The organism is Nocardia sp. A7, from assembly GCF_046549215.1.
Classification (GTDB): Bacteria; Actinomycetota; Actinomycetes; order Mycobacteriales; family Mycobacteriaceae; genus Nocardia.
Genome location: NZ_JAJPWE010000001.1, coordinates 2,271,039 through 2,295,910 on the forward strand (window position 1 = coordinate 2,271,039; position 24,872 = coordinate 2,295,910).

The following is a 24,872-nucleotide window of genomic DNA, read 5'->3' on the forward strand; positions in this document are numbered from 1 at the left end:
TTTTCGCTCCCTGGACGGGGTCGGATCGAGCTGGTCAGCCGAACAGGCGCAGTGCGTGATCGTGGAACTGGCGCATCGGCGCCACGGGACCGACCTCGAGGAAAACGGCGCCATCGGCCGAGGTAGCGGTGTGCCCGGCGGGCCAGTAGTAGACCTCGCCCGCGTTCGCGGTCTCCACCGTGCCGTCGGCGTGCTCCAGCCGCAGCGACCCCTCCAGCACGATGCCCCAGTGCGGAGAGGGGCAACGGTCGTCGGGCAGGCCTTGCAGAACAGGACCGAAGTCGGTCCCGGCCGGTACCCGGGCATGCCGGACGGCCATGTCACCCAACTCGATGTACCGGGTTTCCATTTCGCCCTGGACGACCTCGATGGGCAGATCCTCGATCGGCGTTGCCATGGTGTGCTCCTTCGCGGTGGTGGTTCTTCCGACGCTACGAAGAATCGGTCACCCGCACCTGACCTGATCTGACCGAATCGGCGCGATCTCGAGGGGGTCAGATCGGACTATTCGCTGGTCACAGAATCCGGCTATGGTCGATGAGTGACGGATTCGGCTTCGCCGAGCAGCGGCACCGACTTCGTCGGTCGGCGTGCCGAAGTCGAGCGGCTCGAAGCCGTCTGGGCGGCCGTCGAGAGCGACCGGCGGCAGGTTGTCTTCGTTGGTGGGGAACCCGGCGTCGGTAAGACCAGGTTGGTCGCCGAGGCCGCCGCCGCGCTGCGCCCGCACGCCACGGTGCTGTGGGGTGCGTGCCGCGAAGACCTCGACATCGCCTACCGGCCGTTCGTAGCGATTCTCGAACAAGCACTCGAGCAGTTGCCGCCGGAGGTCTTGCGCGACATCGCGCCCACGGCGGCGGCCCCGCTGCGACGCCTGACCGCGAGCGTGTCGCGGTACTGGCCGACCACGGAGCCGATTCCCGGCGGGCCGGACTCGCGACCTGCCCTGTTCGACGCCATGTCGCGGGTATTGCTGGCGACCGCCGAGCGACGCCCGCTGGTGCTGGTCCTCGAGGATCTGCACTGGGCCAAGGAACCGACCCTGGCGATGCTGACCCACCTGGTCGAGTCGACCGCAGGTGAGCGACTACTGGTGCTGGCGACCCGCCGGACCACCGCCCCTGATCTCACCGACGCCGTCAGCTTCGCCCTCGCCGATCTGCACCGCCTCGACGGCGTCGCCCGAATGGACCTGGTCGGGCTGAGTACCGAGGATGTGGCCGAATACCTCGTCCGGGCGGCGGGGGTGTCGCCCGGCTCGGCGAGATCGGCCGCGCCGGTACTGCGCGATCACACCGGCGGGAATCCGTTCTTCCTCCAGGAATATTGGCACGACCTGGCCAATCGTGGCGGCCTCGGCGCGGTGCGTTCCGGCGCCGCCGCGCCGCGCTCGGTCCAGGACGCGCTCGCCCGCAGGCTCGCGGCGTTCGATGTGGACCACGCGCGAGTGATCGAACTGGCCGCGGTGGCGGGCGACGCCGTAGATCCCGCGCTGCTGGCCGACGTGCTCGGCTCGACCGAGGTCCTCGCCGGCATCGACTTCGGCGTGCGCGCCGGACTTCTCGTCGCGAACGCCGCGGACGGTGAGTACCGCTTCGCGCATGCCCTGGCTCGCCAGGCCGTGCTCGACCGGATGTCGTCGAACGATCTCGCGACGGCGCACGCCGGGATCGCGGGGGCGATCGAAGCCCGGGATCCCGCGCTCGTCGTCGCGCTCGCCCATCACTATTTCCGGGCTCGCGCTCGCGGGTACGCGGACAAGGCGGTGCACTATCTGGTGCTCGCCGCTCACCAGGCCGAGCGGGGTATCGCCTACCGCGAGGCCGCGGTGCTGTACGAGCGCGCCGCGCAGGTGCGTGTCGCACAGGGCCCGACGCGGGTCGAACTCCTTTCGGCGGCGGCGCGCTGCCACATGCACGGCGGCGACTTCGCCACGGCTAGAAGGCTTTACGAGGATCTGTCCGCCGACGAGGACCCCCGCGTCCGGTTGACGGCCGCCATCGGGCACGAGGACACGTCGTGGCGTCCCTCCGCGAATGGTCAGCGTTCGCTGGCACTGCTGCGCGAAGCACTCGCCGCGGCGGGCCTGGATCGTGACGATCCGCTGGCCGTGCGCGCCGCCGCGAGTATGGGCCGGGCCGCCTCGTTCACCGGCGATTCCCAGCAGGCTCGACAGATCGGTGAGGACGCACTGACGCGCGCCAAGGCCCTCGGCGACGAGGAACTGCTCGCCCACGCGTTGCGTACGACGTTGTGGCAGGGCTTGCGCCCCGACCTCGCGCCCGAGTTGCTGGCCAGAGCGGTCGAGCTCAACGAGATCGGCGCACGCCTCGGCGACGACGATCACCGCGGTCCCGCCGCCTTCCACCGTGCGGTGTTCGCCTACCTGCTCGGTGACGAGCCCGCCTGGAGCAGCGCCCAGCGTGATCTGACCGAGCTGGCGCTCGCTCGCGGGCAGCCGTTCTTCCGATATGTCGCCGGCTGCTCCCGTTGTGCGCACCGGTACGCGGTCGGCGACTTCGCCGGCACCGAGCGCATCATCGCGTGGCTCGACGACCAGTTCACCCACGAGTTCGACGGCGCCACCGAAGGCTCTTGGGGCGTACAGCAATTCATGCTCCGGCGGGTCACCGGTGGCCTGGAACAGGTCCGCCCGCTCATCACCGGCGCGGAGAGCTTCGACGATCACTGGTTGCCCGGCCTGCTCGCCATGTACACCGAGCTGGAGATGTGGCCGCCCGCCGCCCGCCTGCTGACCCACCTGTGCGCCGGGCTCGACGATCACCGATCCGGCGCGCAATGGGCCGCGGTGCTGGCTTTCGCGACCGAGGCCGCGGTCGGACTCGACGACACCGTGGCGGCGGCGACGTTGCGACCGTTGCTGGCCGAATACGCCGGGGCCAACCTGATGGCGGGCGCGAGCGTCGCGGTGTTCGGCAGTGCCGACCGCTATCTCGCCGAGCTCGACTCCGTACTCGGCGCGCCGGCCGCCGACCAGAACTTCGAACGTGCCCTGGCCATGGACCGGCGGATGGGCGCGGTGACCCACCAGGCCGAAACGCTGGCAGCCTGGAGTAGGCACCGGTTGCGTCGCCCCGACGCTGTGGCGGGCCCGTCCGCCGCGGACCTCGCCACCGAGGCGCGCGCGTTGGCCCGGCGGATCGGTCACCGTCGCATCCTGCGAGATCTCGACGCGGACCCGGCGCCCCGTACCGACAACGTGCCGTTGCCGAACGGGCTGACCGATCGCGAGGTCGACGTCCTGCGCCTGGTCGCCGACGGCCTGTCCAACCGGGAGATCGGCGAACGGCTGTTCATCAGCGCCAATACCGCCGCCAACCACGTGCGCAGCATCCTGATCAAGACCGGCGCACCCAATCGCACCAGGGCCGCGATCTTCGCCACCGAGCACGGGCTGCTCTAGTCACATCGACGCGAAGGTGCCGTCCGGTGCGATCGTGCCGGACAGTTCCACGATCGCGTCGGCGGGGATGCCCGCGCGTACCGCCGCGGCGCGGATGGCGTCGACGTTGTCCGCCTCGTAGAGACAGAACGTCTTGCGTTTATCCGAGGACAGGAAGGAGCTGAGCCAGCGCACCCCGGCCTCGTCGTTGATCCGGTTGATCTCCGCGGCCGTCTCCGGCGCGACCTCGAGCTGTTCGGCGAATTGCCGCTCCACCATGAATACCGGCATCGACTGTGCCTTCCATCGTGCTCCGGCGGCACCACAGATCACCGGCCGGAACGGCGGCCCCCGAACTCAAGCTACCTCGGCCGCCGTCGCCGGTTCAAGGGTTCAGAGCTTGCGTGAGCGCAGCTCGTGGCCCTTGGACGTCTTGCAGCGTCCCGATTCCAGATCCCACTGCCAGCCGTGCAGGTTGCAGGTGAGGTTGTTGCCTTCCACCACACCGAATTTGGAGAGGTCGGCCTTGAGGTGGGGGCAGCGGCGCTGGACTTCCCAGCCGTCGAGTTCGGTGACGGCGGAGTCGTCGTGTGCCTCGGAGAACCAGCCGTCGGCGTAGGCGATCCGCTCGTCGGTGAGGCACTTGAAGAAGGTGTAGAGGAATTCGTTGTAGCCGCCGATGCGCCACGCCTGGAAGCGGGTGGACAGGAAGATCGTGTTCACCCAGTCGGGCTCGTTGTCGCGCAGCACGGTGCGCACCAGCTCGGGGGCGATGCGGAAGCCGTAGCGGTAGCGGCCTTCGCCTTCGAGCGGCGCGCGCACGGTGCGGTGCGGGAAGTCCAGGACGATGGTCTCCTCGCCGATCACCAGGCCGACGGGGTAGCCGATGCCGTCGCTGATCAGCGCGCTCTGCTTCATGATCGGTTCGAACAGCTCACGCAGCGGCTCGAGCAGCGAACCCTCGCCGGTCTCCCACGTCGCCTTCTCCGCGGCCAGGACCGGCGCGAAACGCTGCGCCATCTCCTCGATGTAGGCGGCCTTGTCGCCGTAGATCCGCGCGGGGTCGAACGGGTGCGCGAGGTCGAGGTCCTTACCGCGCACATCGGCCACCGAGCCGGGGATCATCAGGATCCCGCCCGCGTTGCCGTGGATGTTCATCTGGTCGAGGAACACCATCTGATCAGGGAAGATATTGCCTTCGTCACCACGATCGTCGTTGAGATAGCGCAGCTCGGAGTCGAGGAACACCGGCGGACCGGCCGAGGGCACCACCCAGGTGGCGCCGACCTGCTCGATGTAGGAGCGCGCGCGATCCATCCCGCGCTGACGCTTCTGCTTGCCGAAGTTGGCCTTGGTCCGCGCCGGGATGTCGTACACCGCCGGGTACCAGATCGCGCCCGAGTACTGCAGCAGGTGGATGTCGATGTCGCCGAACGCGTCGTGGATGACGTCCATATCCACCGGACGAGCGTCGTTCATGTTGAAACAGGTGGTCTCACCGTCGGAGACGAGGATGCCGGAGTCGCCGATGGGGCCGTCGGCGGGCGCGCGCAACGCCACGATCATGAAGTCGAACGACCCCTTGGGCCCGGTGATCGTGTGCTTGACCGAGTCCTCGGACTCGAAGAACTTGGTGAATCCCAGCGCCTCGAGCTCGCGGCGCAGGTCGAGCACCGGGTAGTCGGGCAGCAGGATCGTGGCGTCCTTGTTCACGTACTTCGCCAGGTGCGCGGCGTCGAAGTGATCGCGGTGCAGGTGCGAGACGTACAGGTAGTCGACATCGCCGAGGGACTCCCAGTCGAGCTGGGAGTTGTCCGGGAAGGGGAACCACGACGCGAAGTACGCGGGGTTCACCCAGGGATCGCACAGGATCGTGCCTGCCTCGGTTCGGATATGGAAGCCGGCATGTCCGACGCTGGTGATCTGCACGAGCTGTTTCCTCCTACCAGGATCTGATTCGCCGGATCAATGGCGAGTGACCGCCTCAGGCCCCCTGACTGCTTCGGCGCACCAGCCAACCAGGGTAGTGGCTAAATCGTTACGTCACCGATGCAATAGCCCTCAGCGGTCGCGACAACCGTGAAAGTGCGTGTCCGCGTGCCCCCCGCGGAGGTGGTCACCGGGACGTGAACTGCCAGGTAGTCGCCACGAACCTGCTCGGATCGTAGCTCCTCTTCGTCGAAGGAGGTGACATTGCCTACTTTGCCCGAGTCGCCTGTCAAGGGGGCTGCTGTGGGGTTGCCGGTGCCTTCGGGGTCCCAGTTGGCGGGGGAGGCCTTGCAGGTCAGTGGATGGTCTGCTTCGATGTCGGCCGCGTTGAGGGGTTTGCCGGTGGCCCGGGCCAGGTATCGGCGCACCGTATGGCGTGCGTCGGCGTCGTCGTAACCGGGCTCGACACCCGCCGCGGACACCCGACCGCAGGCGTAACCGGACGCGACGGATTCGCGGTCGACGGTGACGGTCACGGTTCGGTTACGCCAGGTCACGGTGTCGGCGGTGGCGGTGCCCGGCCCGGTGAGGGCGGCCAGCACCGGCTGCGGAGCGGCGTACATCTCGGTGACGGTGGCCGGGGGGATGGTCCAGCATTTCGCCCTGAGGTCGGCGCCGGTTCGTAGGTCGACGGCCCAGCGGCGCACGGCGGTGACGGCGTCGGCGTGGCCCGCGACCGCACCGACCTGCGGTGCGTCGGCGGGCAGCGGTTCGCTCGGTGCCGGTTCGCTCGGTGCGATGGCTTGGGTCGTCGGCGCTGCTGTCGTGGTCGGCGCGGCGGCGGTCGCCTCGACCGGATCGCCCGGAATGCCCGAGACCGAATCGCACCCGGTGATCAGGGCCGCGGTGACGGTCAGGCCCCCGACCAGCGCGAACATGCGACGATTCGGAGCCAACGGGGCCGGCTGAGCGCGTTCCACTTCGACGTTCCTCAATTCCTAGGTCGCGGCACCCGAGGGCGATGCGGGCGTTGACTGTCGGGGCGAGCGAACTCGCCGGGTGTAGACCGGTGTGCGCGAAGCGGTTTCGCCTGCGCGAGCGAACGCCGCGATTGTACGGTGATATGCCCCCTGGGCGGCGACCTGCCGGAGACGAGGATCTGCGACTACGCTCACTGAATTGTGGAACCCGTCTACCGGTCGATCATCGGCCTGGCCCGAACCGTCTTCTTCCTCGAAGGTCTGAAGTTCACCGTCAAGGGGGCGGAGAACATCCCCGCCTCCGGCGGTGCCGTGGTGGCGATCAACCACACCGGCTACATGGACTTCACCTACGCAGGTCTGCCCGCGCGCACCCCTGGTCGCTACATCAGGTTCATGGCCAAGCAGGAGGTGTTCGACAACAACATCTCCGGCCCGATCATGCGTGCCCTCAAGCACATCCCCGTCGACCGCACCGCGGGCGCCGACTCCTACGAATCAGCGGTGAAATACCTCCGCGACGGCGAGCTCGTCGGCGTGTATCCAGAAGCCACGATCAGCCGCAGCTTCGAGATCAAGGAATTCAAGTCCGGCGCGGCCCGCATGGCGCTCGAAGCCGACGTCCCGATCATCCCGATGACCATCTGGGGCGCCCAGCGCGTCTGGACCAAGGGCTTCCCGAAGCGCCTCGGCCGCACCAACACCCCCATCTCCATCGCCGTCGGCGCCCCCATCCAGCCCTACGAACCCATCTCCGACCTCACCGCGCAACTGCGCTCCACCATGCAGGAAATGCTCGCCGACCTGCAGAAGGACTACGACAACGAACCCGGCGCCTACTGGGTCCCGAAACGTCTCGGTGGCAGTGCCCCTTCGCTGGAGGAGGCCACCGCGCTCGACGATGCCGAAGCGGCCGAACGTTTCGCCCGCAAGGCCGAGAAAACCCAGGAGACCGAGGGCTGAGGTCCGCCTCGCTCAGCGTGGCACCTGGCAGCGGGTCGGTGCCGGGAGCTTGCCGCGGAGGTAGGCGGCGGGTGGCACGCCCATGAGGGTGCGAAAGTCGGCGGTGAGGTGGGACTGGTCGTAGTAGCCGGTGTTCACCGCGAGGTGTGACCACGGTGTGTTGCCCGCGTAGGCGAGGACGCGGCGCAGGCGGTCGATGCGCGCGAAGTGCTTGGGGGAGAGCCCGATTCCGGCGGTGAACAGCTTGCGCAACTGACGCTCGCTGACGGCAAGCCGGGCGCTGAGTTCGGGCAGCGCGGGGGCATTGTCGGCGGCGAGCACGGAGATCGCCTCGCGCAGCATGATCCGGTGTGCGCGATCGGTATCGGTCTCGGAAAGGCGCTGTGGCAGTTCGCTGTCCAGGTAGTCGATCGCCTCGTGGGCAGGGAGCCGGGTGAGTTCGGGGGCGAAAGTTCCCAGCGGGCCGGGCAATTCGTCGAGACGCACCGCGCGGTCGGTGAGTTCACCCGCGGTGACCCCGAGGAGTTGGCGTGTCACACCGGGTTCCAACCGCAGCCGCACGCATCCGGCAGGTTCCTCTGGCCGCGAATACGACGCCTTGGTCTGCGCACCGACGACGAAGGCTGTACTCCTGCCCGATTTTTCGGAGCGCAGCACCACGGTGGTCGTTGTCAGGGGCGGATGCGCGAACGGCTGAACGAGATCGTCGAACACTGGTGTGCTGGTGAGTTCGGTGAGCCACGGGCGCAACGATTCCGGTGTCGTCACAAGGGTCTCGATGTGCGCCGAGGTCAGGTACCGCATCCACTCAACAGTAGACGCGGTGCGCCCCGATGTCCGTGCCGATTTCTCCTATCCGCGCAGGCAGCAGGGCGGCCATGCTCAGCACATGATCCTGATCACCGGTGCGACAGGCACCATCGGAAGCGACATCGTTCGACAGCTGGTAACCGAGGGCGTCGTCGTCCGGGCGTCGACCCGCGACCCGGAGCGGGCCGAGTTTCCCGCCGGGGTGGAGGTGGTTCGGGTGGACTACCGCGACCCGGCCACCTTCGGGCCCGCGATGGTAGGGATCGAGGCCGCGTTCCTCGTCGGCGTTCCCGGCCCTGACGACACCGGCACCGACGCCGCGTTGGTCGCTGCCGCGCAGGTCGCTGGCGTGCGACGCGTGGTGAAGCTGTCCGCCGTCGGCACCGGCGACCCGCGTTTGGGCGTGCCTGGTTCCTGGCATGTGCCGGGCGAACAGGCCGTGCGCGACTCCGGTCTGGAGTGGACGATCCTGCGTTCCAACACTTTCGCGTCGAATACGTTCAGCTGGATCGAACCGCTGCGCGATGGTCATCCCGTCCCGAACCTCACCGGCGACGGCTCGCAGGCCGTGGTCGACCCGCGCGATGTCTCGGCGGTCGCCGTCGCGGCGCTGCGTTCGAGCGAGCACCACGGCCGCACCTACACCCTGACCGGCCCCGACCTGCAAACCGGCCGCGACCAGGCCGCCGTCCTCGCCGAGGTCATCGGCCGCCCGATCGCCGTCACCGACATCGCCGAAGCCGACGCCCGCGCCTTCATGGTCGCCGCTGGCCTGCCGCCCGCCTTCGTTGCAGGCGCACTGACCGGCCAATCCTTCATTCGCGGCGGCCACAACGAACTGGTCACCGACGACATCGCGCGCGTCCTGGGCCGCCCACCCCGCAGCTACGCCAACTGGGCCGCCGACCATCGCGCCGCGTTCGCCGGTATGACAGTGCCCAGCTGACCTGGCGGACGGGTCCGGCGCGTGGTGGCGCACCGGGCCCCGCTCGCTCAGTTCATTGTCAGCAGCCACGACCCGTTGCAGCCCTGACGCCTGTTCATGTTGCCGTCGTAGACCCAGTGGAACCTGATCGGCGGATTCGTCCGCACGTTCCAATGCCCGGACGGCGAGGTCACCAGCTTGCCCTTGTGCACGAGCACCCCGATCTGGTCGTGGTCGAACTGCCACTTCCCACCGCTGGCCGGGTAGTTCAACCGCAACGTCACCCGGCCGCCCGTGTGGTTCTGCACCACCAGGCACGACCCCGGATCGGCACGGCTGATCGCGTACTCCCCGAACCCGTCGTCCTCCACGTTCTCCCCGCTGTCGGTGGCCTCCACCTGATCGGTGAAATCGGCCTGCGCCGGCCCGGCCCCCAACACGGTCACCGCCGTCACCGCGACACCGGCCGCGATCATCCCCAGAGTCTTCATACCGTCCCTCCCATAATTCCCGCGACCAGAGCCGCGCTACGAAAAACATTCCCCCGCAGCCATTTCCACGACCTTGTGACCCACTTAACGGCGCCGGTCCACCTCGAACCTCACCGGCGCGGCCGCTGATAAGTGAGCCCGGATTTCGTAGTTCGGGGGTTTCGCGCTAGAGTTCCTTCTCGCACGACGAAGTCACCGGCGGCCCCGGAACGGCTTCGAAAGGCACGCGGATGTGGCGCAGTGGTAGCGCATCACCTTGCCAAGGTGAGGGTCGCGAGTTCGAATCTCGTCATCCGCTCAACGAAAAGCCCGGCCATCGTGCCGGGCTTTTCTCATTGTCGACGCCGTGCGACGCGTTCGTGATCCAGCGGCGGCAGGAACTCGCCGATCAGGGTTCGGCGCCACCAGATCCGCTCGCGGAACAGTTCGGCGCGCGAACTGAAGTGGTACTCGTACAGCCGGGCGCGCAGGTAGCGCGGCGGTGCGTCGGGGAACGGGCAGTGCCGCAGCAGGCGCAGGGTGTCGGGGTCGTTGTCGAGCAGCCGAATGACCAGCGGCAACGCCCAGGACCGCGCGTACGACGGGGACAGCGCGGCGAACCACATCAGCCAGTCCAGTCGCAGATGATACGGCGCCCACTGGCGCGGGCGAAACCGCAGGTCACCCGGTTTGCCCTTGAACTCGTATTCGCGCCAGACTGTGTCGGCGTCGAGGTGGGTGGCCTCGGTGCCCTCCAGCACGATCTCCTGGCGGACCCGGGTGATGCTTCCGAACGCGCCATAGGTGTTGACCAGGTGCAACGGGTCGAACGAGGCATTCATCGCCTGCCGCGCCGAGAGCAGATTGCGCACCGGCAAGTAGCTCAGCACCACGACCGTCGCGACGAAGGCGATCCCCGCGCCGAGGAACCATCGGGGCTCGGCGCCCGGCGAAACGGTGTCCGGGCCAGGTAGCAGCGCGCGGAACTGCAGCGCCGCCGCCAGGAAGGCCAGGCCGTAGACCACCGCCAGACCACGCTGGAAAATCAGCCTGCCCTGCCAGTACTCCGGTGCCGTGAACCACTCCATGCGTGCGCTCCCGGTGGTCGACATGGTGGGAATACCCGCGAACGGACCGAGAAATCTAGAGTCCGGCGCCGCCGAGCAGCGCGCAGTGCAAGTCGGCCTCGTCCCAGTGCTCGGCGATCCCGGGTCGCCCGCGCAGATACTCGACCACGCGATCGGCGTCCCACCCGTGCGCCTCGCGCAGCCCGGCGCCGATCATCGCCAGATACCGCGCCGAGGGACGTTGCAGGGCAACGGTTTCCGGTTGCCATGGCGAGGTGAAGGTGAGGACGGGAATCCCGTCGTGCGTCCCCGCGTGCACCACCGTCTCATACCGGCCCGAGCCGCACCGAACCGTCGGCGAGGACCGGTGCCGGATCGAAGTCGGTCGACGGTGTTCGATACATCTCCTGAGCCAGCAGTGATCACGGGCCTTTGCCCTACTTCGCGGTGGACTTGAATCGGCGTAGCCGCAGGCTGTTGCTCACTACGAAGACCGAGCTGAATGCCATGGCGGCACCGGCGAGCATCGGGTTGAGCAAGCCTGCCATGGCCAGGGGGATGGCGGCCACGTTGTAGGCGAAGGCCCAGAACAGGTTGCCCTTGATCGTGGCCAGGGTGCGTCGGGACAGGCGGATCGCGTCGGCGGCGGCGCGGAGGTCGCCGCGGACGAGGGTGAGGTCGCTGGCTTCGATGGCGACGTCGGTGCCGGTGCCCATCGACAATCCCAGATCGGCTTGCGCCAGGGCGGCCGCGTCGTTGACGCCGTCACCGACCATGGCGACGACCTTGCCTTCGGCTTGCAGCCGCTTCACGGTGTCGACCTTGTCCTGTGGGAGCACCTCGGCGATGACTTCGTCGATGCCGACTTCGTCGCCGATGGTGCGGGCCGCGCGGGCATTGTCGCCGGTGAGCAGGATCGGTGTCAGACCGAGCTCGCGGAACTGGGCGATGGCCTGTGCGGAGGTCGGCTTCACCGCGTCGGCGACCACGAGCACACCGCGCGCCTTACCGTCCCAGCCGATCGCCACCGCGGTCCTACCGGCCGATTCCGCTTCCGCCAGCACGGTTTCCAGCTTCTCGTCGAGTGGCTGTGACCAGTCGGCCAGCAGTCGCGCCCGGCCGACGATCACCGCGTGCCCGTCGACCACGCCCTGCACGCCGAGGCCCTCGACATTGGCGAAGCCCTCCACCGGCAGCAGTGTGCCGAACTCGTCTCGTGCGCCCTTGGCGATCGCCTGGGCGATCGGGTGTTCCGACGAATCCTCCAGCGCACCGGCGAGTTCCAGCACCTTGCCGCGCTGTTCACCCTCGGCGGGGATCACCTTGAGCAGGGTCATCTTGCCGGTGGTGACGGTGCCGGTCTTGTCGAGGACGATGGTGTCGACCTTGCGGGTCGATTCCAGCACCTCGGGTCCCTTGATCAGGATGCCGAGCTGCGCGCCGCGTCCGGTGCCGACCATCAGCGCGGTCGGGGTGGCAAGGCCGAGGGCGCAGGGGCAGGCGATGATCAGCACGGCGACGCCTGCGGTGAAGGCCGCGGCGATGGAACCGCCTGTGCCGAGCCAGAATCCGAGCGTCGCGACGGCGAGCGCGATGACGATCGGGACGAAGATCCCGGAGATCCTGTCGGCCAGGCGCTGCGCCTGCGCCTTGCCGGTCTGCGCGTCCTCGACCAGTTGCGCCATCTGGGCGAGCTGGGTGTCGGCACCGATTCTGGTGGCGCGCACCACGAGTCGGCCACCCACGTTCACGGTGGCGCCGGTGACGGCGTCGTCGACACCGACTTCGACCGGCACGGCTTCGCCGGTCAGCATGGACGCGTCGACCGCGGAGGTGCCGTCGGTGATCACACCGTCGGTGGCGATCTTCTCGCCCGGTCGCACGATGAACTCGTCACCGACGACCAACTGCTCCACCGGAATTCGCGTTTCGACCCCGTCGCGCAACAGTGCGACATCCTTCGCGCCCATCTCGAGCAACGCCTTCAACGCCGCGCCCGCCCGACGCTTGGACCGTGCCTCGAAATACCGTCCGGCCAGGATGAACGTGGTCACGCCCGCCGCGGCTTCGAGGTAGATGCTGCCGGTGCCGTCCATTCGCGCGATGGTGAATTCGAACGGGTGCTTCATTCCCGGCGTGCCCGCCGTGCCCCAGAACAGGGCGAACAGCGACCAGCCGAACGCGGCGAGCGTGCCCATCGACACCAGCGTGTCCATGGTGGCGGTGCCGTGCTTCAGGTTGGTCCACGCCGCCTGGTGGAAGGGGAGCGCGCCCCAGATCACGACCGGTGCGGCCAGGGTCAGCGAGAGCCACTGCCAGTTGGTGAACTGTAGGGCGGGGATCATCGCCATGGCGATCACCGGGACGGTGAGCACCAGCGAGACCAGCAGGCGGGTGCGCAACGAAGCGGTGGGGTCCGCTTCGGCGGCGGGCTCGTCGGTGGTGTCGGGCTTCTTCGGCACGGGGAGTGCAGCGGTGTAGCCGGCCTGCTCGACGGTGGAGATCAGTGCCTCGGGGGAGACATCGCCGGTGAAGTCGACGCGCGCCTTCTCGGTGGCGTAGTTGACCGTGGCGGTGACCCCGTCGAGCTTGTTGAGCTTCTTCTCGATCCGGTTCGCGCAGGAAGCGCAGGTCATGCCACCGATCACCAGTTCTACCTGGCCGGTGCCCGGTGGGTGTGTCACGGCGGTCATGGGGTGCTCCTTCGTTCCTGATAGCAATTCTTGCTGAGCGGTCGCGGGTGGACTCGACGGGTGGTGTCGATAGCTCAGTGACCGTGTCCCGGGGTGCCGTCCTCGGCCGGTGCGGGTGTCGGATCGGTTGTCACGGTGTCGCTCGATCGCGCGACCTTCACGGTGAACTCGGCCGTGCGCACCACGCCCTGGTGCTGGAAGTCCAGGAACAGCCGGTAGTCACCGGCGCTCGGCGCGTTCACCACGAAATCGATGCCGGGGCCGGCGGGGGTGGTCCCGTCGCCGGGTGTGCCCTCGGGGTGAACATGCAGGTAGGCGAGGTCGGCGGCGCGCAGGGCGACCAGGTGACCGTAGGCGCCGAGATAGGGCTGGAGGTCGTTGACGGGAGTGCCGTCGCGGCTGACCGAGAGGGTCACCTTCGATGCGGTATCGGGGGTGATGGTGCCGTTCAGCGCCACCGTGTACTCGCCGACCCGCGCTGTCGCGGCCGGTGCGGGCAGGGCTTGCACGTCGTAGTTGCCCGCGACGCGCAGATCGGTGCCGAGGGTCAGGTTCGACCCGCCCGCAGGGGTGAAGTCGGCGAAGACCCGTTAGTCACCGGCCCGGCTCAGGTTCAGCGGCACGGTCCAGGTTCCGGTCGGGTCGAGCACGGGGTGTACGTGCTGAAAACCGGCCATATCGCGCCGGACCACGATCAGGTGCAGGTCTTTGTCGTGGCTGGCCTGGTACTTGGTGACCGGGGCTCCGGTGGCATCGAGGATGCGGAAGGTGATAAGCGTCTGTGCCGCGGTCGTGGTGTTCGGCTTGTCCAGGGCCAGGGTGTAGCCCTGGTCGGTGACCAGCAGTCCACCGGGGAGATCGGACGGTGCCGCCGCCGTCGAGTGCTCGTCGTGCCCGGTCGGTTCGGAGGGTTCCGGACCGACCAGGGCGCCGACGACCAGAGCGATCCCGAAGACCGCCGCGAGGCCGAGGGTGAATCCGGCGAACTTACCTGTTGCGTTCATCGGGATGCTCCGATTCTGTTCAGTCTGCGAGTTGGAAGCCGGCTGCGGTGACGGCGTCGGCCAGAGCGGTGCCTGCGATGGTCTTCAATAGTTACCATACCCCCCTAGGGTACAAAGTCAAACAATCGCGTCGACCTCGTCCGAGGCGGGAGTGCGCATGGCCACCACGGTGATGGCGGGAAGGATTTCCGTCGGTGAACATGCGAAAGCCCGGCTCGCGTGCAGCTGCGAGCCGGGCCTGTGCGCTGGAACCTAGTCGGCGTGGAGGTTGCGGGCCGTGGGGGAGGTCGGGGTTGTGGCCGGGTCGGGGGCGGTGCGGAGTAGGCGGTCGGCGGTGCCGGAGGTGGTCACGGTGAACCAGTAGTGCTCGTTCTTGTAGTGGTGGTGGCGGTGATTGCGCCAGATCGCCCTGTACAGGGCATGTTTCGGCTTGTAGTCGGTGTGGATGAGGTAGTGGGTCCACTCGTAGAGCATTCCCAGTGTGGTGATGGTCAGCAGGAAAGTGAGGCCGAGGGCTGTGCGGGGGAAGGCGAGTAGGGCGATCGCGATCAGGGCGATGATGGTGAGCAGCAGCGACTTCGGTGGGATGAAGATCAGCGGAATGTCGCGCGGGTCGACGTGGTGTTCGCGGTGTTTGCGGGCCAGCTCGCTGTCAAGTGTCACCGGGCCGAGATGCCTTGGGCGCCAGTGCAACACGGTGACATGAATCATCCATTCGATGACCGGGAACGCGGCGAGAATCACCAGGGGGACCAGACCGTCGGTGAGCTGCCAGTCGCCGATCACCACGCGGGTCGCCAGCGTGGCAACGAAAACTGTGGCGATCATCCACGGGGACGGGTGCCGAAGGAACTCGTGCGCTGCCGCGCGCAAGGTCAAGCTGCGGCGGATCGCGCGGGGGGAACGGGCGGCGGTGTCGTGCGACGTCGTTGTCGGACGGTCATTCATCATGGGCGCTTCCTCGGGTGAATCATGCCCCGTCGAGGGCATGGATGAGAGCGGTGGTCGCCGGCTCGAGCAGTGCTCGGGCGGTGTCGGCGGCCCGTTTCGGCTCGCCCGCGGCGATCGCGGCGGCCAGGTCTCGGTAGGCGTCGGCATTGCCCACCTCGGCGGACATGATCGGCGCCAGCGCGGCCAAGGCGGGTTCGTAGGCGGCGCGCAGCATGGAATACATCAGCCGGAAGGCGATCGAATCGGCGAGATCGAGAATGTGATCCCAGAATTCGAGGGCGATCCGTTGCTGGGTGAGTGGATCCGATTCGGCGACAAGGGAATCCACGGATTCGTGCAGCTGTGTCAGCTCGATATCGACCGGCGCACCAGCCGAACCGCGAACCCGTGCCGCGGCGAGCTCGGCGATCTTCGGCCCGTTGTGCAGCCGCGCTTCGAGAATGCTCCGCGCCACAGCGGGATCAATAGTGCTGCCTCGCAACAGCAGCCGCGGCAGCACTTCCAAACCCGCGCTGCGCCGATAGTCGAGCACGGTGGTGGCCTCGCCCTGCCGCACCGACACCAGTCCGGCGGCGGCCAACCGCTGCAAAGCCTCCCGCACCGCGGGCCGCGAAACCCCCAAAGCCTCGGCCAACTGCCGCTCACTCGGCAACGTGCTCCCCGCGATCAACTCCCCACCCAGCACCTCGGCGGCGATCTGCTCGAACACATCACCGGATACCGAGCGCTTCACCACAGGAGTCCATGCCATACGTCGATAGTGCACCCATGTTGGTAAGAGGTCAAGTGGTCAGACCAGTGCTGTCGACCTGGGCGATTGATCACCAGGCCTTCAGGTAGACATCGCCCGAGAAGGAAAATCCACTGAGGCCTGGTGATCAAACGTTCAGGCTGATCAGCTGGGGTCGGAGCCGCGAATGGCGGAAAGCCAGGTGAAGGTGGCGGCGGCGACCGTTGTGGCGGCGACGAACGCGCCGACGCCGCCGTTCATGACATAGACCCAGAGCAGGCCGACGAGGGGCGCGCCGATCGCGGGTTGAATGTCGAGGATCAGGCGGCGGGGGATGCCGTAGGCGGGCGGTTCGCTCGCCCGGGAGGGATTGTCGACCAGCTTGCCCGCTGGCTCGCCAGTGCGGACCCGCCCCGAGGGATAGAAACGTGTGGTCCCCTCGGCGATGGATCGTCCGGTCACTGTTAAGTCGGTCGGGGTGAGCACCGACAGCGCCGGGTCATAGAAGACCGGCTGCCACACCGCCCGGCCCCCACTGCTGATCTCCAACCACGACCGGCTGACCAGCCGATACTGCTGCCGAACCCGCCTACCGCCCACCGTCCCTGCCGCAACAAGCCCGGTCGGGAAAACACCGAAGGCGAGGCCCAATTGATAAGCGGTGTAGACGAGTACAGCAAGAGCGACCACGGCGAGCGCACTCAGCTGATCGATATCCGCGAACGGCACCCACGCGGCGACGACCGCGAGAGTGCCGCCCGTGACGAGCAGCGGATAAGCCAGTGCGCGCGCCGGGCCGGCACTCACTTCATGAAGCCGATCTTGGTGTAGTCGTAGGAGGCCAGCCCCTCGGCACCGAAGTTCGCCAGGCCGTTCCGGGTGGCGACAGCACCGGCGGATTGCACGATGGGGAGCGAGAATCCCTCTTCGAAGATCATCCGGTCGGCCTTGTTCGCCAGCTCGATCGCCTTCTCCGGATCCAGTTCGCCGATTACCTCTTCGATCAGCGCGTTGAGTTCGGGCGAACCGATGCGGCCCTTGTTGCTCAACGGGTTCGCGGGATCGTAGGCGTAGATCTGGGGCAGGGCGCCGAGCGGGAAAATGCTCTTCGACCAGACGAATTGGGCGATATCGAAATTGCCGGGGTCGATGACCTCGGTGAACAAACCGTTGCCGGGGTAGGTCTCGATGATCAGCTTCACGCCGATCTCGGCCAGGTTCTGCTGGGCGATCTGCGCGATCTGGACCCAGGTATCGGCCTGGTACATGACATCGCGGATCTCGAGCTTACGACCGTCCTTCTCGCGCACGTCGCCGTTGAGCTTCCAGCCGAGTTCGTCGAGCATGCGGGCGGCGGCGGCCGGGTCATAGGACACCGACTCGGCGTTGTCCTGGTAGCCCTTCTGGCCGACCAGGAAAAGGTGATTGTTCAGCGGCTTCGGGTCGGTGACCACGCCGTTCTGGGTAGCCGTGGCGATCGCCTGCCGGTTGATGCCTTTCGAAATCGCCACCCGCAGCTTCGGATCGGACAGCAACGCACCCGGCGCACCATTGAAAGTGAAGTGCGAGAACCTGTTCGCCGGTGCGCGGCGAACCGTGATGCCGGACGTATTCGTCGCGGTTTTGATCTCTTCGATGCCGGACAAGGTGCTGACGTCGAGTTCGTTGTTCTGCAGCGCGTTCAGCCGCGCCGAATTGTCGAGCACGCTGTAGGTGACGGTGTCGAGCTTGGGCGCATTGCCCCACCACTTCGGATTACGGCTCAGCACGACCCGCTGCTGCGCACGGTCGATCGAGGTGATGATGAACGGCCCCGACGACAGCGGCATGTCATTGCGGTACAGGTCGTCGAATGCCTGGGGGGAAGCGAAGAGCTGACGTGGGTACAGCGGGTTGAACAGGCCCTTCCACTCCGCGTAGTGCTCGGCGAAGGTGACGATCGCCTGCCGGTCGTCGACGCCGCGTTCGACCTTCTCGACACTGCTGTAGCCCTGGTCCGCCGCGATCTTGTAGGCGGGGTCGCGACCGTTCAGGACATTGACCTGGGCCGCCAGATCCTCCCAGGTGATCGGAGATCCGTCCGACCAGACCGCCTTGGGGTTGATCGTGTACTTGATCTGCTGTGGGTCGGTGCCGATGAGTTCGACGTCGGTGTAGTAGTTGTGGTCGATCGTGAGATTGCCGGCCGCGTCGGAATTGATCGAGCCAGGCAGTGCCCAAGCGGTGAGGTCGCTGATCTCGCCGTCCGAGTCGACGTGGAGGTTGTTGAACGTCGCGGGGAAACTGGTGAGCGTCAGCCGGAGATTGCCCCCGTCGCGCAGGGCATCACGGTCCTGCGGATTGATGTCGTTGACGGCGCCGATCGCGCTGGATCCCGACTGCACCTCGGTATCGGATCCACATCCACTCAGCACCAACGTCACTGCGAAAACTGGTGCCGCGATGCGGAAACCGGCCTGGCGAAGGCGCCGGGCATGCGTAGTAGTGGTCATTTCGTGAATCCGATCTTCGTGTAGTCGTACGATGCCAATCCAGGGGAGCCGATGTTGGCGAGGGTGGTGCGGGCCCCGACGCTGCCGTCGGACTGCATCAGGGGCAGGGAGTGGCCCTCTTCGAATACCTTGCGGTCGACCTGGTTGGCGAGGTCGATGGACTTCGCCGGGTCGAGTTCGGTGAGGGTTTGTTCGATGAGGGCGTTGAGTTCGGGGGAGCCGATGCGGCCGTAGTTGGCTTGGAGGTCGGTGGGGTCGTAGTAGTAGATCTGGCGCAGGCTGCTCAGGGGGAAGGGGTCGCCCTGGTAGATGTACTGGGCGGCGTCGAAGTCGCCTGGCTGGATGACATCGGTGAAAAGGCCTGCGGCGGGCTTGGTGTCGATCGTCAGTGCCACGCCGATGGCGGCCAGGTTCTGTTGGATGATCTGGGCTACCTGGACCCAGGTGGGGTCGTTGTACATGACGTCGCGGATGACCAGCTTGCGGCCGTCCTTCTCGCGGACGTCGCCGTTGAGTTTCCAGCCGAGAGCGTCGAGTTGCGCCGCGGCGGCGGTGGGGTCGAAGCCGAGACTGTTGTCCTGGTAGCCCGTTTGGCCCTGGAGGAAGACGTGGTTGTTCAGCGGTTTCGGGTTCTCGACCAGCCCGTTCTGCAAGGCGTTGACGATCCCGACGCGGTCGATCGCTTTGGAAACAGCGACGCGCACGCCTTCTTCGGCAAGAATCGAGCCGGGCGCGCCGTTGAACGTGATGTGGCGCCAGCGATTACCGGGAGCGCGCCGTACGACGAGCCCTTCGGTGCCGCGCACAGTCTTCACGTCGTCGAGGGTGGTCAGGCGAACCAGGTCGATCTCGTTGTTCTGCAACGCCTGGACCCACGACGCGTGGTCGAGCACGCTGTAGGTGATGGTGTCGAGAACGGGCTTGTCGCCCCACCATTTCGGGTTGCGCCCCAGCGTAATTCGGCCCTGACCGCGGTCGGTTGCGCTGACGACGAACGGCCCGGCAGTGAGCGTGATCGCATCGGCGAGGCTGTTGTTGAAGGCCTCCGGCGTGCCGGTCACCGATTTCGGGTAGAGGGCGGAGTTGCCGGAGAACTGGCCGCGCCAGTCGGCGTAGGGCTTGCTGAAGGTGAGGACGGCCTGTCGGTCGTCGACGCCACGCTCCACCTTGTCGACGAATTCGAAGCCGTTGGTGATCGCGATCAGGTAGCTCTTGTCGCGGCCGCTCAGCGCGTGCGCCTGGGCGGCGATGTCTTCCCAGGTGATCGGCGAACCGTCCGACCAGACAGCCTTCGGATTGATCGAATACGTCACCTGCATCGGATCGGAGCCGGTCAGCTGGATATCGGTGAAGAAATCGGTGTTGACGCTGAGCTGGCCCGCGGCGTCGATCTCGAAGGAACGCGGCATCATCGTCCACACGATCTCGCCGATTTCACCGTTGTTGCCGTCATTGGACAGGATGTTCCAGTTGGCGGGGTAGTCGGTGGTGGCCAGGCGCAGGTTGCCGCCCTCGCGCAACTCGTCGACGCCCTTGGGGTTGACGTCGCTGGTCGACCCGATCGCGTCGCTCAACCCGGCCGCCGACTCGTCGCCACCCCCACAGCCCGCCACGATCATCCCGGCCGCCACCACCACGGCGGCACAGCGCAACCGGGCACCACGGCCTGCTCGCATTCGACGGGTTCGCATGGGATCTCCGATCAGACGACAGGTTCCGGTACGGCCGCGATGAGCGAGCGCGTGTATTCGTGCTGAGGATCGGCGAAAATCCGCTCCGCCGGGCCGGATTCGACGATCTTGCCCTGCAGCATCACCGCGATATCGTGGGCGAGATTGCGCACCACCGACAGGTCGTGGGACACGAACAGGTAGGACAGTCCGTGCTCGGCCTGTAGATCACGCAGCAGGTTGAGCACGCCGGCCTGGATCGACACGTCCAGCGAGGAGACGGGCTCATCGAGCACCAGGAGCGCAGGATCGAGGGCCAGCGCGCGGGCGATGCTGATCCGCTGCTTCTGTCCGCCGGAGAAGTCCGACGGGTAGCGATCCGCGTGCTCAGAACGTAATCCGACCTGCCGCAACAACTCTGGTACCCGCCGGTTGACCTCGTCGCGCGAACGGCCGTCGATGCGCAGCGGCTCGGCGAGGACGTCGAAGATCGGCAGGCGCGGGTCGAGCGAGGAGCTGGGGTCCTGGAAGACGATCTGCATCTTGCGGCGGATCTCGCGCGTGCGCGCCTTGGTGAGGGTGGCGACATCGTTGCCGAGCACCTCGATGCTGCCCGACTGCGGCCGGGCCAGGTCCATGATCTGTGACAGGGTCGTCGACTTGCCCGAACCGGATTCGCCGACCAGCGCCAGCGTGCGGCCCGCGCGCACCGAGAAGCTGATGCCGTCGACCGCGCGGACCTCGCCGGTGCGGCGGCGCAGCAGCACACCGGAGGTGAGCGGGAAGGTCTTCACCAGGTCGGTGACCCGCAGGACCACCTCGTCATCGGTGCGGTCGGGGTGCGCCGGGGTCGGGATCTTCTCGCGGTAGGCCTCGAAGAGCTGGTGGGTGCCGACCTCGGCGGTGCGAATGCAGGCGACCGAGTGCCCGGGGCTCACCTTCTCCAGCGGGGGCTCGGCGGCGGTGCAGTCGCCGATCGAGACCGGGCAGCGCGGCGCGAACGAGCAACCGGGTGGCAGGGCATGCATGGCCGGTGGGGCGCCGAGGATCGGGATCAGCGGGGTGCGTGGCGGGCCGTCCATGCGCGGAATCGAGCCGAGCAGGCCCACCGTGTACGGCATTCGCGGTGCTGCGAAAAGCTCTGCGACAGGCGCTGTTTCGACGACCTTGCCCGCGTACATCACCGCGACCCGGTCGGCGACAGTCGCCGCGATGCCCATGTCGTGGGTGATCATGATGACGCCCGCGCCGGTGATATCGCGCGCCTTACGCAGCAGATCGAGGATCTGCGCCTGCACCGTCACGTCCAGCGCGGTGGTCGGTTCGTCGCAGATGATCAGGGCGGGATCGTTGGCGATGGCCATGGCGATCACCACGCGTTGGCGCATACCGCCGGAGAATTCGTGCGGGAACGCCCTGGAACGGGCCCGCGCATCGGCGATACCGACGAGCTCGAGCAGCTCGATTGCCCGCTCGCCCGCCTCCTTGCGGCCCATCTTGCCGTGTGCGAGAAGCGCTTCCGCGATCTGATCACCGACGCGATACACCGGCGTCAGCGCGGAGAGCGGATCCTGGAAGACCATGCTGATCGAGGAACCGCGCAGCTTCGACATCTGCTTGTCGCCGAGGCCGAGCAGCTCACGGCCGCGCAGGCGCACCGATCCCTGCACCCGCGCCTGTTCGGGCAGCAGACCGATCACCGCGAGCGAGGACACCGACTTGCCCGAACCGGATTCGCCGACGATCGCCAGTACTTCGCCGTCGGCGACGGTGTAGTTCACCCCGCGCACGGCCTCGACGCGGCCTTCCTCGCCGGGGAACGAGACCCGCAGATCGGTGACCTCGAGCAGGGGTGCGGTCGACGCGGTCATCGCTTCTCGGCTTTCTTCAACTGCACCTGCGCCTGGTCTTTGTGCTCGGCGACCTCCCTGCGGGACTTGCGCGCACCGCGAGCACCGGGGTCAAACGCGTCACGCAGGCCGTCACCGACCAGGTTGGCGCACAACACGATCGTGATCAGCAGGCCACCGGCGAACAGGAACAACCACGGGTAGGTGAGCGCCGATTTGGTGCCCGCCGCGATCAGCGAACCCAGCGACACATCCGGCGGCTGCACGCCGAAACCGAGGAAGCTCAAACCGGTTTCGGCACTGATCGCCGCGCCGACGGCGAGGGTGGTGTCGATGATCAGGATCGACGCGATGTTCGGGATGATGTGGCTGATGATCACCGTGTGGGTCGGTGCGCCCATATACCGTGCGGCACGGACGAATTCGCGATCACGCAGGCTCAGGGTGAGCCCGCGGATGATCCGGGCGGCGATCATCCAGCCGAACACACTCAGCAGCACGATCAGGATCACGATCGAGCCGGAACCTTTGGTACGCGGAGCGAACAGCGCGATGATCATGAAGGCGGGGACCACCAGCAGCAGGTCGACCACCCACATGATGGCGCGGTCGGTCCAGCCGCCGAGCAGTCCGGCCACCGCGCCCGCGGTCGCGGCGATGATGCTGGAGAAGAACGCCACGCAGAAACCGATGATCAGCGATTTCTGTAGTCCGCGCATGGTCTGGGCGAGCACGTCCTGGCCGATCTGGGTGGTCCCGAACGGGTGCTCGAGACTCGGCGGTTTCAGCAGCGCCTTGTAGTCCATCTGCTGGTAGTCCCACGGCAGCAGCGGCGGCAGCGCGAAACTGGCCACGAGCAGCAGCAACAGGATCACCGCGCCGACCACGGCGGGCTTGTTGCGCAGAAAGCGGCGCCACACCAGTTTGCGTCGCCCGGCGGCGGCCACCTCGGGAGCGCCGACGACGATGAGTTCGGTTTCGGTCATGACACACGCACCCTCGGGTCGAGCAGGGCGAGAACGACATCGGAGAGCAGCCCCGACACCAGCACCACCAGCCCGGCGAACGCCGTCACCGTCACCACCACGTAGAGGTCCTGGGCATTGATCGCATCGATGAGCCATTCACCCACGCCGTGCCACCCGAAGATCTTCTCGACGAAGGTGGCGCCGGTGATCAGGGCGCCGAGGCTGTAGGCGAACAGGGTGGCCATCGGGATGAGTGCGGTGCGTAGGCCGTGCTTGTAGAGGGCTCGATTGCGGGTCAGGCCCTTGGCTCTCGCGGTTCGGATGAAATCGCTCTCCAGCACGTCGAGCATGGCGTTGCGCTGGTAGCGGCTGTAGCCTGCCATCGCGCCCAGTGCCAGCGCCAAGGTCGGCAGCACCAAATGCTGTGCACGATCGACCATTTGGTTCCAGAACCCGGTGATCTGGGTAGCGGAGGTTTCGCCGGTGTATAGGAAGATCTGCGAACCGGTCATCGTATTGATTTGCAGCGCACCGTATTTGAGCAGCGTCGCCAACAAGAAGATCGGTGTCGAGATGATCAGCAGCGACAGCACCGTCGAGAAATAGTCACTGAACCTGTACTGCCTGATCGCACCTGCCGCGCCGATCAGCACGCCGAGCACGGTGCCGATGATCGAACCGAGAATCAGCAGCCGCAGACTCACCGCGACCCGCCTGCCCAGCTCCTCGCTCACCGGCTGCCCGGCCAGGGTGGTTCCGAAATCCCCGCGCACCACGCCGCCGAGCCAGGTGAGATAGCGCTGGGGGATCGGCTCGTCGAGATGCAACTGCTCGGCCTTCGCGTCGATCACCGACTGCGGCGGGCGCGGGTTGCGCTGCTCGAGACTCTCGAGCGGATTGAACGTGAGGGAGGCCAGACTGAACGTCAGAAACGATGCCAGCAGCAGGAGCACAACGTAGTTGAGCGTGCGCCGCAACAGGAAGCCGGTCATCAGTCCCCTCTGGATCGGGTGATCAGGTCCTGATCATAGGGACACTCCGGCATCCCGGCGTGGCGACGTGCGGCAGGATAGATGGGATGACGAACCTGCACCCGAAACCGCAGCTGGTGGCCAGCGACGTCGACGGCACGCTGATCGACGATTCCGAGAAGATCTCGGCGCGCACCAAAGCCGCCGTCGGGGCACTCGTCGCCGACGGCGCCACCTTCGTGCTCGCCACCGGCCGCCCGCCGCGCTGGATCGAACCGGTCGTCAGCGAACTCGGGTACGCACCCCTCGCGATCTGCGGAAACGGCGCGGTCATCTACGACAGCGCCACCGATCGGGTGCTGTCGAGCCACACCCTCGACGTCGACACCCTGAGCTGGCTCGCCGAAGTCGCCGAACACGCGTTACCGGGTTGTGGGCTGGCCACCGAGCGAGTCGGCGCCAGCGCACACGACGCCGTGACCCAGCAGTTCGTCAGCTCGCCCACCTACGAACACGCCTGGCTCAACCCCGACGACACCGTCGTCTCGCACGCCGAAGTCATCGACTCCCCCGCGATCAAGATGCTCATCCGCCTCAGCTCGGCCCGCAGCTCCGAGATGCGCGCCGTCCTTGCCCCCCTCATCGGCGACCGCGCCGAGATCACCTACTCAACCGAGAGCGGCCTGATCGAATTGGCGGTCCCCCAGGTGACGAAGGCCTCCGGCCTGGCCGAGGTCGCCCGCCGCATCGGCGCCGAGAACTCCTCGATCGTGGCCTTCGGCGACATGCCCAACGATGTCCCGATGCTGGCCATGGCAGGCCACGGCGTCGCCATGGGCAACGCCCACCCGGAGGCTCGGGCGGCGGCCGACGAGGTGACGGGCAGCAATATCGACGACGGCGTCGCGATGGTCCTCGAGCGCTGGTGGCGGTAGCTCCCGAACACATAAAACGGCCGGTGCCCCTCGCTCGGAGGGTGCACCGGCCGTTCTTCGCCGT

The 24,872-nt window shown here is 67.1% G+C and carries 20 protein-coding genes, 1 tRNA gene and 2 pseudogenes; 5 read left to right on the forward strand and 18 right to left on the reverse strand.

Annotated features, from left to right (window positions below; all coding sequences use genetic code 11):
• Nucleotides 1–34 precede the first annotated feature (34 nt).
• Nucleotides 35–397: a cupin domain-containing protein gene (locus ACLJPD_RS10320; protein ID WP_410871668.1), complete on the reverse strand. Its 363-nt coding sequence runs from the start codon at nucleotides 395–397 to the stop codon at nucleotides 35–37.
• A gap of 144 nt (nucleotides 398–541) precedes the next feature.
• Here ACLJPD_RS10320 and ACLJPD_RS10325 point away from each other — a divergent pair, with 144 nt between their 5' ends.
• The gene (locus ACLJPD_RS10325) at nucleotides 542–3,421 is read left to right on the forward strand and encodes an ATP-binding protein (RefSeq protein ID WP_410871669.1); all 2,880 of its coding nucleotides are present in this window, start codon (nucleotides 542–544) and stop codon (nucleotides 3,419–3,421) included.
• Here ACLJPD_RS10325 and ACLJPD_RS10330 read toward each other — a convergent pair whose 3' ends face one another.
• The 3 genes from ACLJPD_RS10330 to ACLJPD_RS10340 all read right to left on the reverse strand — a co-directional run bounded on the left by ACLJPD_RS10330 (nucleotide 3,422) and on the right by ACLJPD_RS10340 (nucleotide 6,309).
• Nucleotides 3,422–3,691, reverse strand: a complete 270-nt coding sequence (locus ACLJPD_RS10330; RefSeq protein WP_410871670.1) for a DUF4242 domain-containing protein — start codon at nucleotides 3,689–3,691, stop codon at nucleotides 3,422–3,424.
• 102 nt (nucleotides 3,692–3,793) lie between these two features.
• Entirely contained in the window at nucleotides 3,794–5,329 is a 1,536-nt protein-coding gene (locus ACLJPD_RS10335; RefSeq protein ID WP_410871671.1) for a Rieske 2Fe-2S domain-containing protein, read from the reverse strand.
• A 101-nt stretch (nucleotides 5,330–5,430) separates the two neighbouring features.
• A complete protein-coding gene (locus ACLJPD_RS10340) occupies nucleotides 5,431–6,309 on the reverse strand; it encodes a hypothetical protein (RefSeq protein ID WP_410871672.1) in 879 nt (292 codons plus the stop codon).
• A 201-nt stretch (nucleotides 6,310–6,510) separates the two neighbouring features.
• Here ACLJPD_RS10340 and ACLJPD_RS10345 point away from each other — a divergent pair, with 201 nt between their 5' ends.
• The gene (locus ACLJPD_RS10345) at nucleotides 6,511–7,272 is read left to right on the forward strand and encodes a lysophospholipid acyltransferase family protein (protein WP_410871673.1); all 762 of its coding nucleotides are present in this window, start codon (nucleotides 6,511–6,513) and stop codon (nucleotides 7,270–7,272) included.
• Nucleotides 7,273–7,284: 12 nt separating this feature from the next.
• Here the strand turns inward: ACLJPD_RS10345 and ACLJPD_RS10350 are convergent, their stop codons facing one another.
• Nucleotides 7,285–8,076, reverse strand: coding sequence for a helix-turn-helix domain-containing protein (locus tag ACLJPD_RS10350; RefSeq protein WP_410871674.1), 792 nt, complete (start codon nucleotides 8,074–8,076; stop codon nucleotides 7,285–7,287).
• Between the two features lie 19 nt (nucleotides 8,077–8,095).
• Here ACLJPD_RS10350 and ACLJPD_RS10355 point away from each other — a divergent pair, with 19 nt between their 5' ends.
• The gene (locus tag ACLJPD_RS10355; RefSeq protein ID WP_410871675.1) at nucleotides 8,096–9,028 is read left to right on the forward strand and encodes an NAD(P)H-binding protein; all 933 of its coding nucleotides are present in this window, start codon (nucleotides 8,096–8,098) and stop codon (nucleotides 9,026–9,028) included.
• A gap of 47 nt (nucleotides 9,029–9,075) precedes the next feature.
• Here ACLJPD_RS10355 and ACLJPD_RS10360 read toward each other — a convergent pair whose 3' ends face one another.
• Nucleotides 9,076–9,498 carry a hypothetical protein gene (locus tag ACLJPD_RS10360; RefSeq protein ID WP_410871676.1) on the reverse strand — a complete coding sequence of 141 codons (423 nt, stop codon included), beginning with the start codon at nucleotides 9,496–9,498 and terminating at the stop codon, nucleotides 9,076–9,078.
• 226 nt (nucleotides 9,499–9,724) lie between these two features.
• Here ACLJPD_RS10360 and ACLJPD_RS10365 point away from each other — a divergent pair.
• Nucleotides 9,725–9,796: transfer RNA gene (locus tag ACLJPD_RS10365), tRNA-Gly, on the forward strand.
• Nucleotides 9,797–9,830: 34 nt separating this feature from the next.
• Here ACLJPD_RS10365 and ACLJPD_RS10370 read toward each other — a convergent pair.
• The 12 genes and pseudogenes from ACLJPD_RS10370 to ACLJPD_RS10425 all read right to left on the reverse strand — a co-directional run.
• Nucleotides 9,831–10,457 (reverse strand): annotated as a pseudogene (locus tag ACLJPD_RS10370) (lipase maturation factor family protein); the annotation flags it as partial.
• 163 nt (nucleotides 10,458–10,620) lie between these two features.
• Nucleotides 10,621–10,863: a hypothetical protein gene (locus tag ACLJPD_RS10375; protein WP_410871677.1), complete on the reverse strand. Its 243-nt coding sequence runs from the start codon at nucleotides 10,861–10,863 to the stop codon at nucleotides 10,621–10,623.
• Between the two features lie 118 nt (nucleotides 10,864–10,981).
• The gene (locus ACLJPD_RS10380; RefSeq protein ID WP_410871678.1) at nucleotides 10,982–13,237 is read right to left on the reverse strand and encodes a heavy metal translocating P-type ATPase; all 2,256 of its coding nucleotides are present in this window, start codon (nucleotides 13,235–13,237) and stop codon (nucleotides 10,982–10,984) included.
• A 74-nt stretch (nucleotides 13,238–13,311) separates the two neighbouring features.
• Nucleotides 13,312–14,241, reverse strand: a pseudogene (locus ACLJPD_RS10385) (hypothetical protein).
• A gap of 252 nt (nucleotides 14,242–14,493) precedes the next feature.
• Nucleotides 14,494–15,189: a sterol desaturase family protein gene (locus ACLJPD_RS10390; RefSeq protein ID WP_410871995.1), complete on the reverse strand. Its 696-nt coding sequence runs from the start codon at nucleotides 15,187–15,189 to the stop codon at nucleotides 14,494–14,496.
• Between the two features lie 22 nt (nucleotides 15,190–15,211).
• The gene (locus tag ACLJPD_RS10395) at nucleotides 15,212–15,943 is read right to left on the reverse strand and encodes a FadR/GntR family transcriptional regulator (RefSeq protein WP_410871679.1); all 732 of its coding nucleotides are present in this window, start codon (nucleotides 15,941–15,943) and stop codon (nucleotides 15,212–15,214) included.
• Between the two features lie 144 nt (nucleotides 15,944–16,087).
• Nucleotides 16,088–16,729, reverse strand: coding sequence for a hypothetical protein (locus ACLJPD_RS10400; protein WP_410871680.1), 642 nt, complete (start codon nucleotides 16,727–16,729; stop codon nucleotides 16,088–16,090).
• Complete coding sequence (locus ACLJPD_RS10405; RefSeq protein WP_410871681.1) at nucleotides 16,726–18,414, reverse strand: ABC transporter family substrate-binding protein; 1,689 nt, start codon at nucleotides 18,412–18,414, stop codon at nucleotides 16,726–16,728. Before ACLJPD_RS10405 ends, ACLJPD_RS10400 begins: the two co-directional genes overlap by 4 nt.
• Nucleotides 18,411–20,105 carry an ABC transporter family substrate-binding protein gene (locus tag ACLJPD_RS10410; RefSeq protein ID WP_410871682.1) on the reverse strand — a complete coding sequence of 565 codons (1,695 nt, stop codon included), beginning with the start codon at nucleotides 20,103–20,105 and terminating at the stop codon, nucleotides 18,411–18,413. Before ACLJPD_RS10410 ends, ACLJPD_RS10405 begins: the two co-directional genes overlap by 4 nt.
• Before the next feature lie 11 nt (nucleotides 20,106–20,116).
• Entirely contained in the window at nucleotides 20,117–21,955 is a 1,839-nt protein-coding gene (locus ACLJPD_RS10415; RefSeq protein WP_410871683.1) for a dipeptide ABC transporter ATP-binding protein, read from the reverse strand.
• On the reverse strand, nucleotides 21,952–22,920 hold the full coding sequence (locus tag ACLJPD_RS10420) for an ABC transporter permease (protein ID WP_410871684.1): 969 nt from the start codon (nucleotides 22,918–22,920) through the stop codon (nucleotides 21,952–21,954). The genes ACLJPD_RS10415 and ACLJPD_RS10420 overlap by 4 nt, the downstream gene beginning before the upstream one ends.
• A complete protein-coding gene (locus ACLJPD_RS10425) occupies nucleotides 22,917–23,894 on the reverse strand; it encodes an ABC transporter permease (RefSeq protein WP_410871685.1) in 978 nt (325 codons plus the stop codon). The genes ACLJPD_RS10420 and ACLJPD_RS10425 overlap by 4 nt, the downstream gene beginning before the upstream one ends.
• 86 nt (nucleotides 23,895–23,980) lie before the next feature.
• Here ACLJPD_RS10425 and ACLJPD_RS10430 point away from each other — a divergent pair, with 86 nt between their 5' ends.
• On the forward strand, nucleotides 23,981–24,808 hold the full coding sequence (locus tag ACLJPD_RS10430; protein ID WP_410871686.1) for an HAD family hydrolase: 828 nt from the start codon (nucleotides 23,981–23,983) through the stop codon (nucleotides 24,806–24,808).
• Nucleotides 24,809–24,872 lie beyond the last annotated feature (64 nt).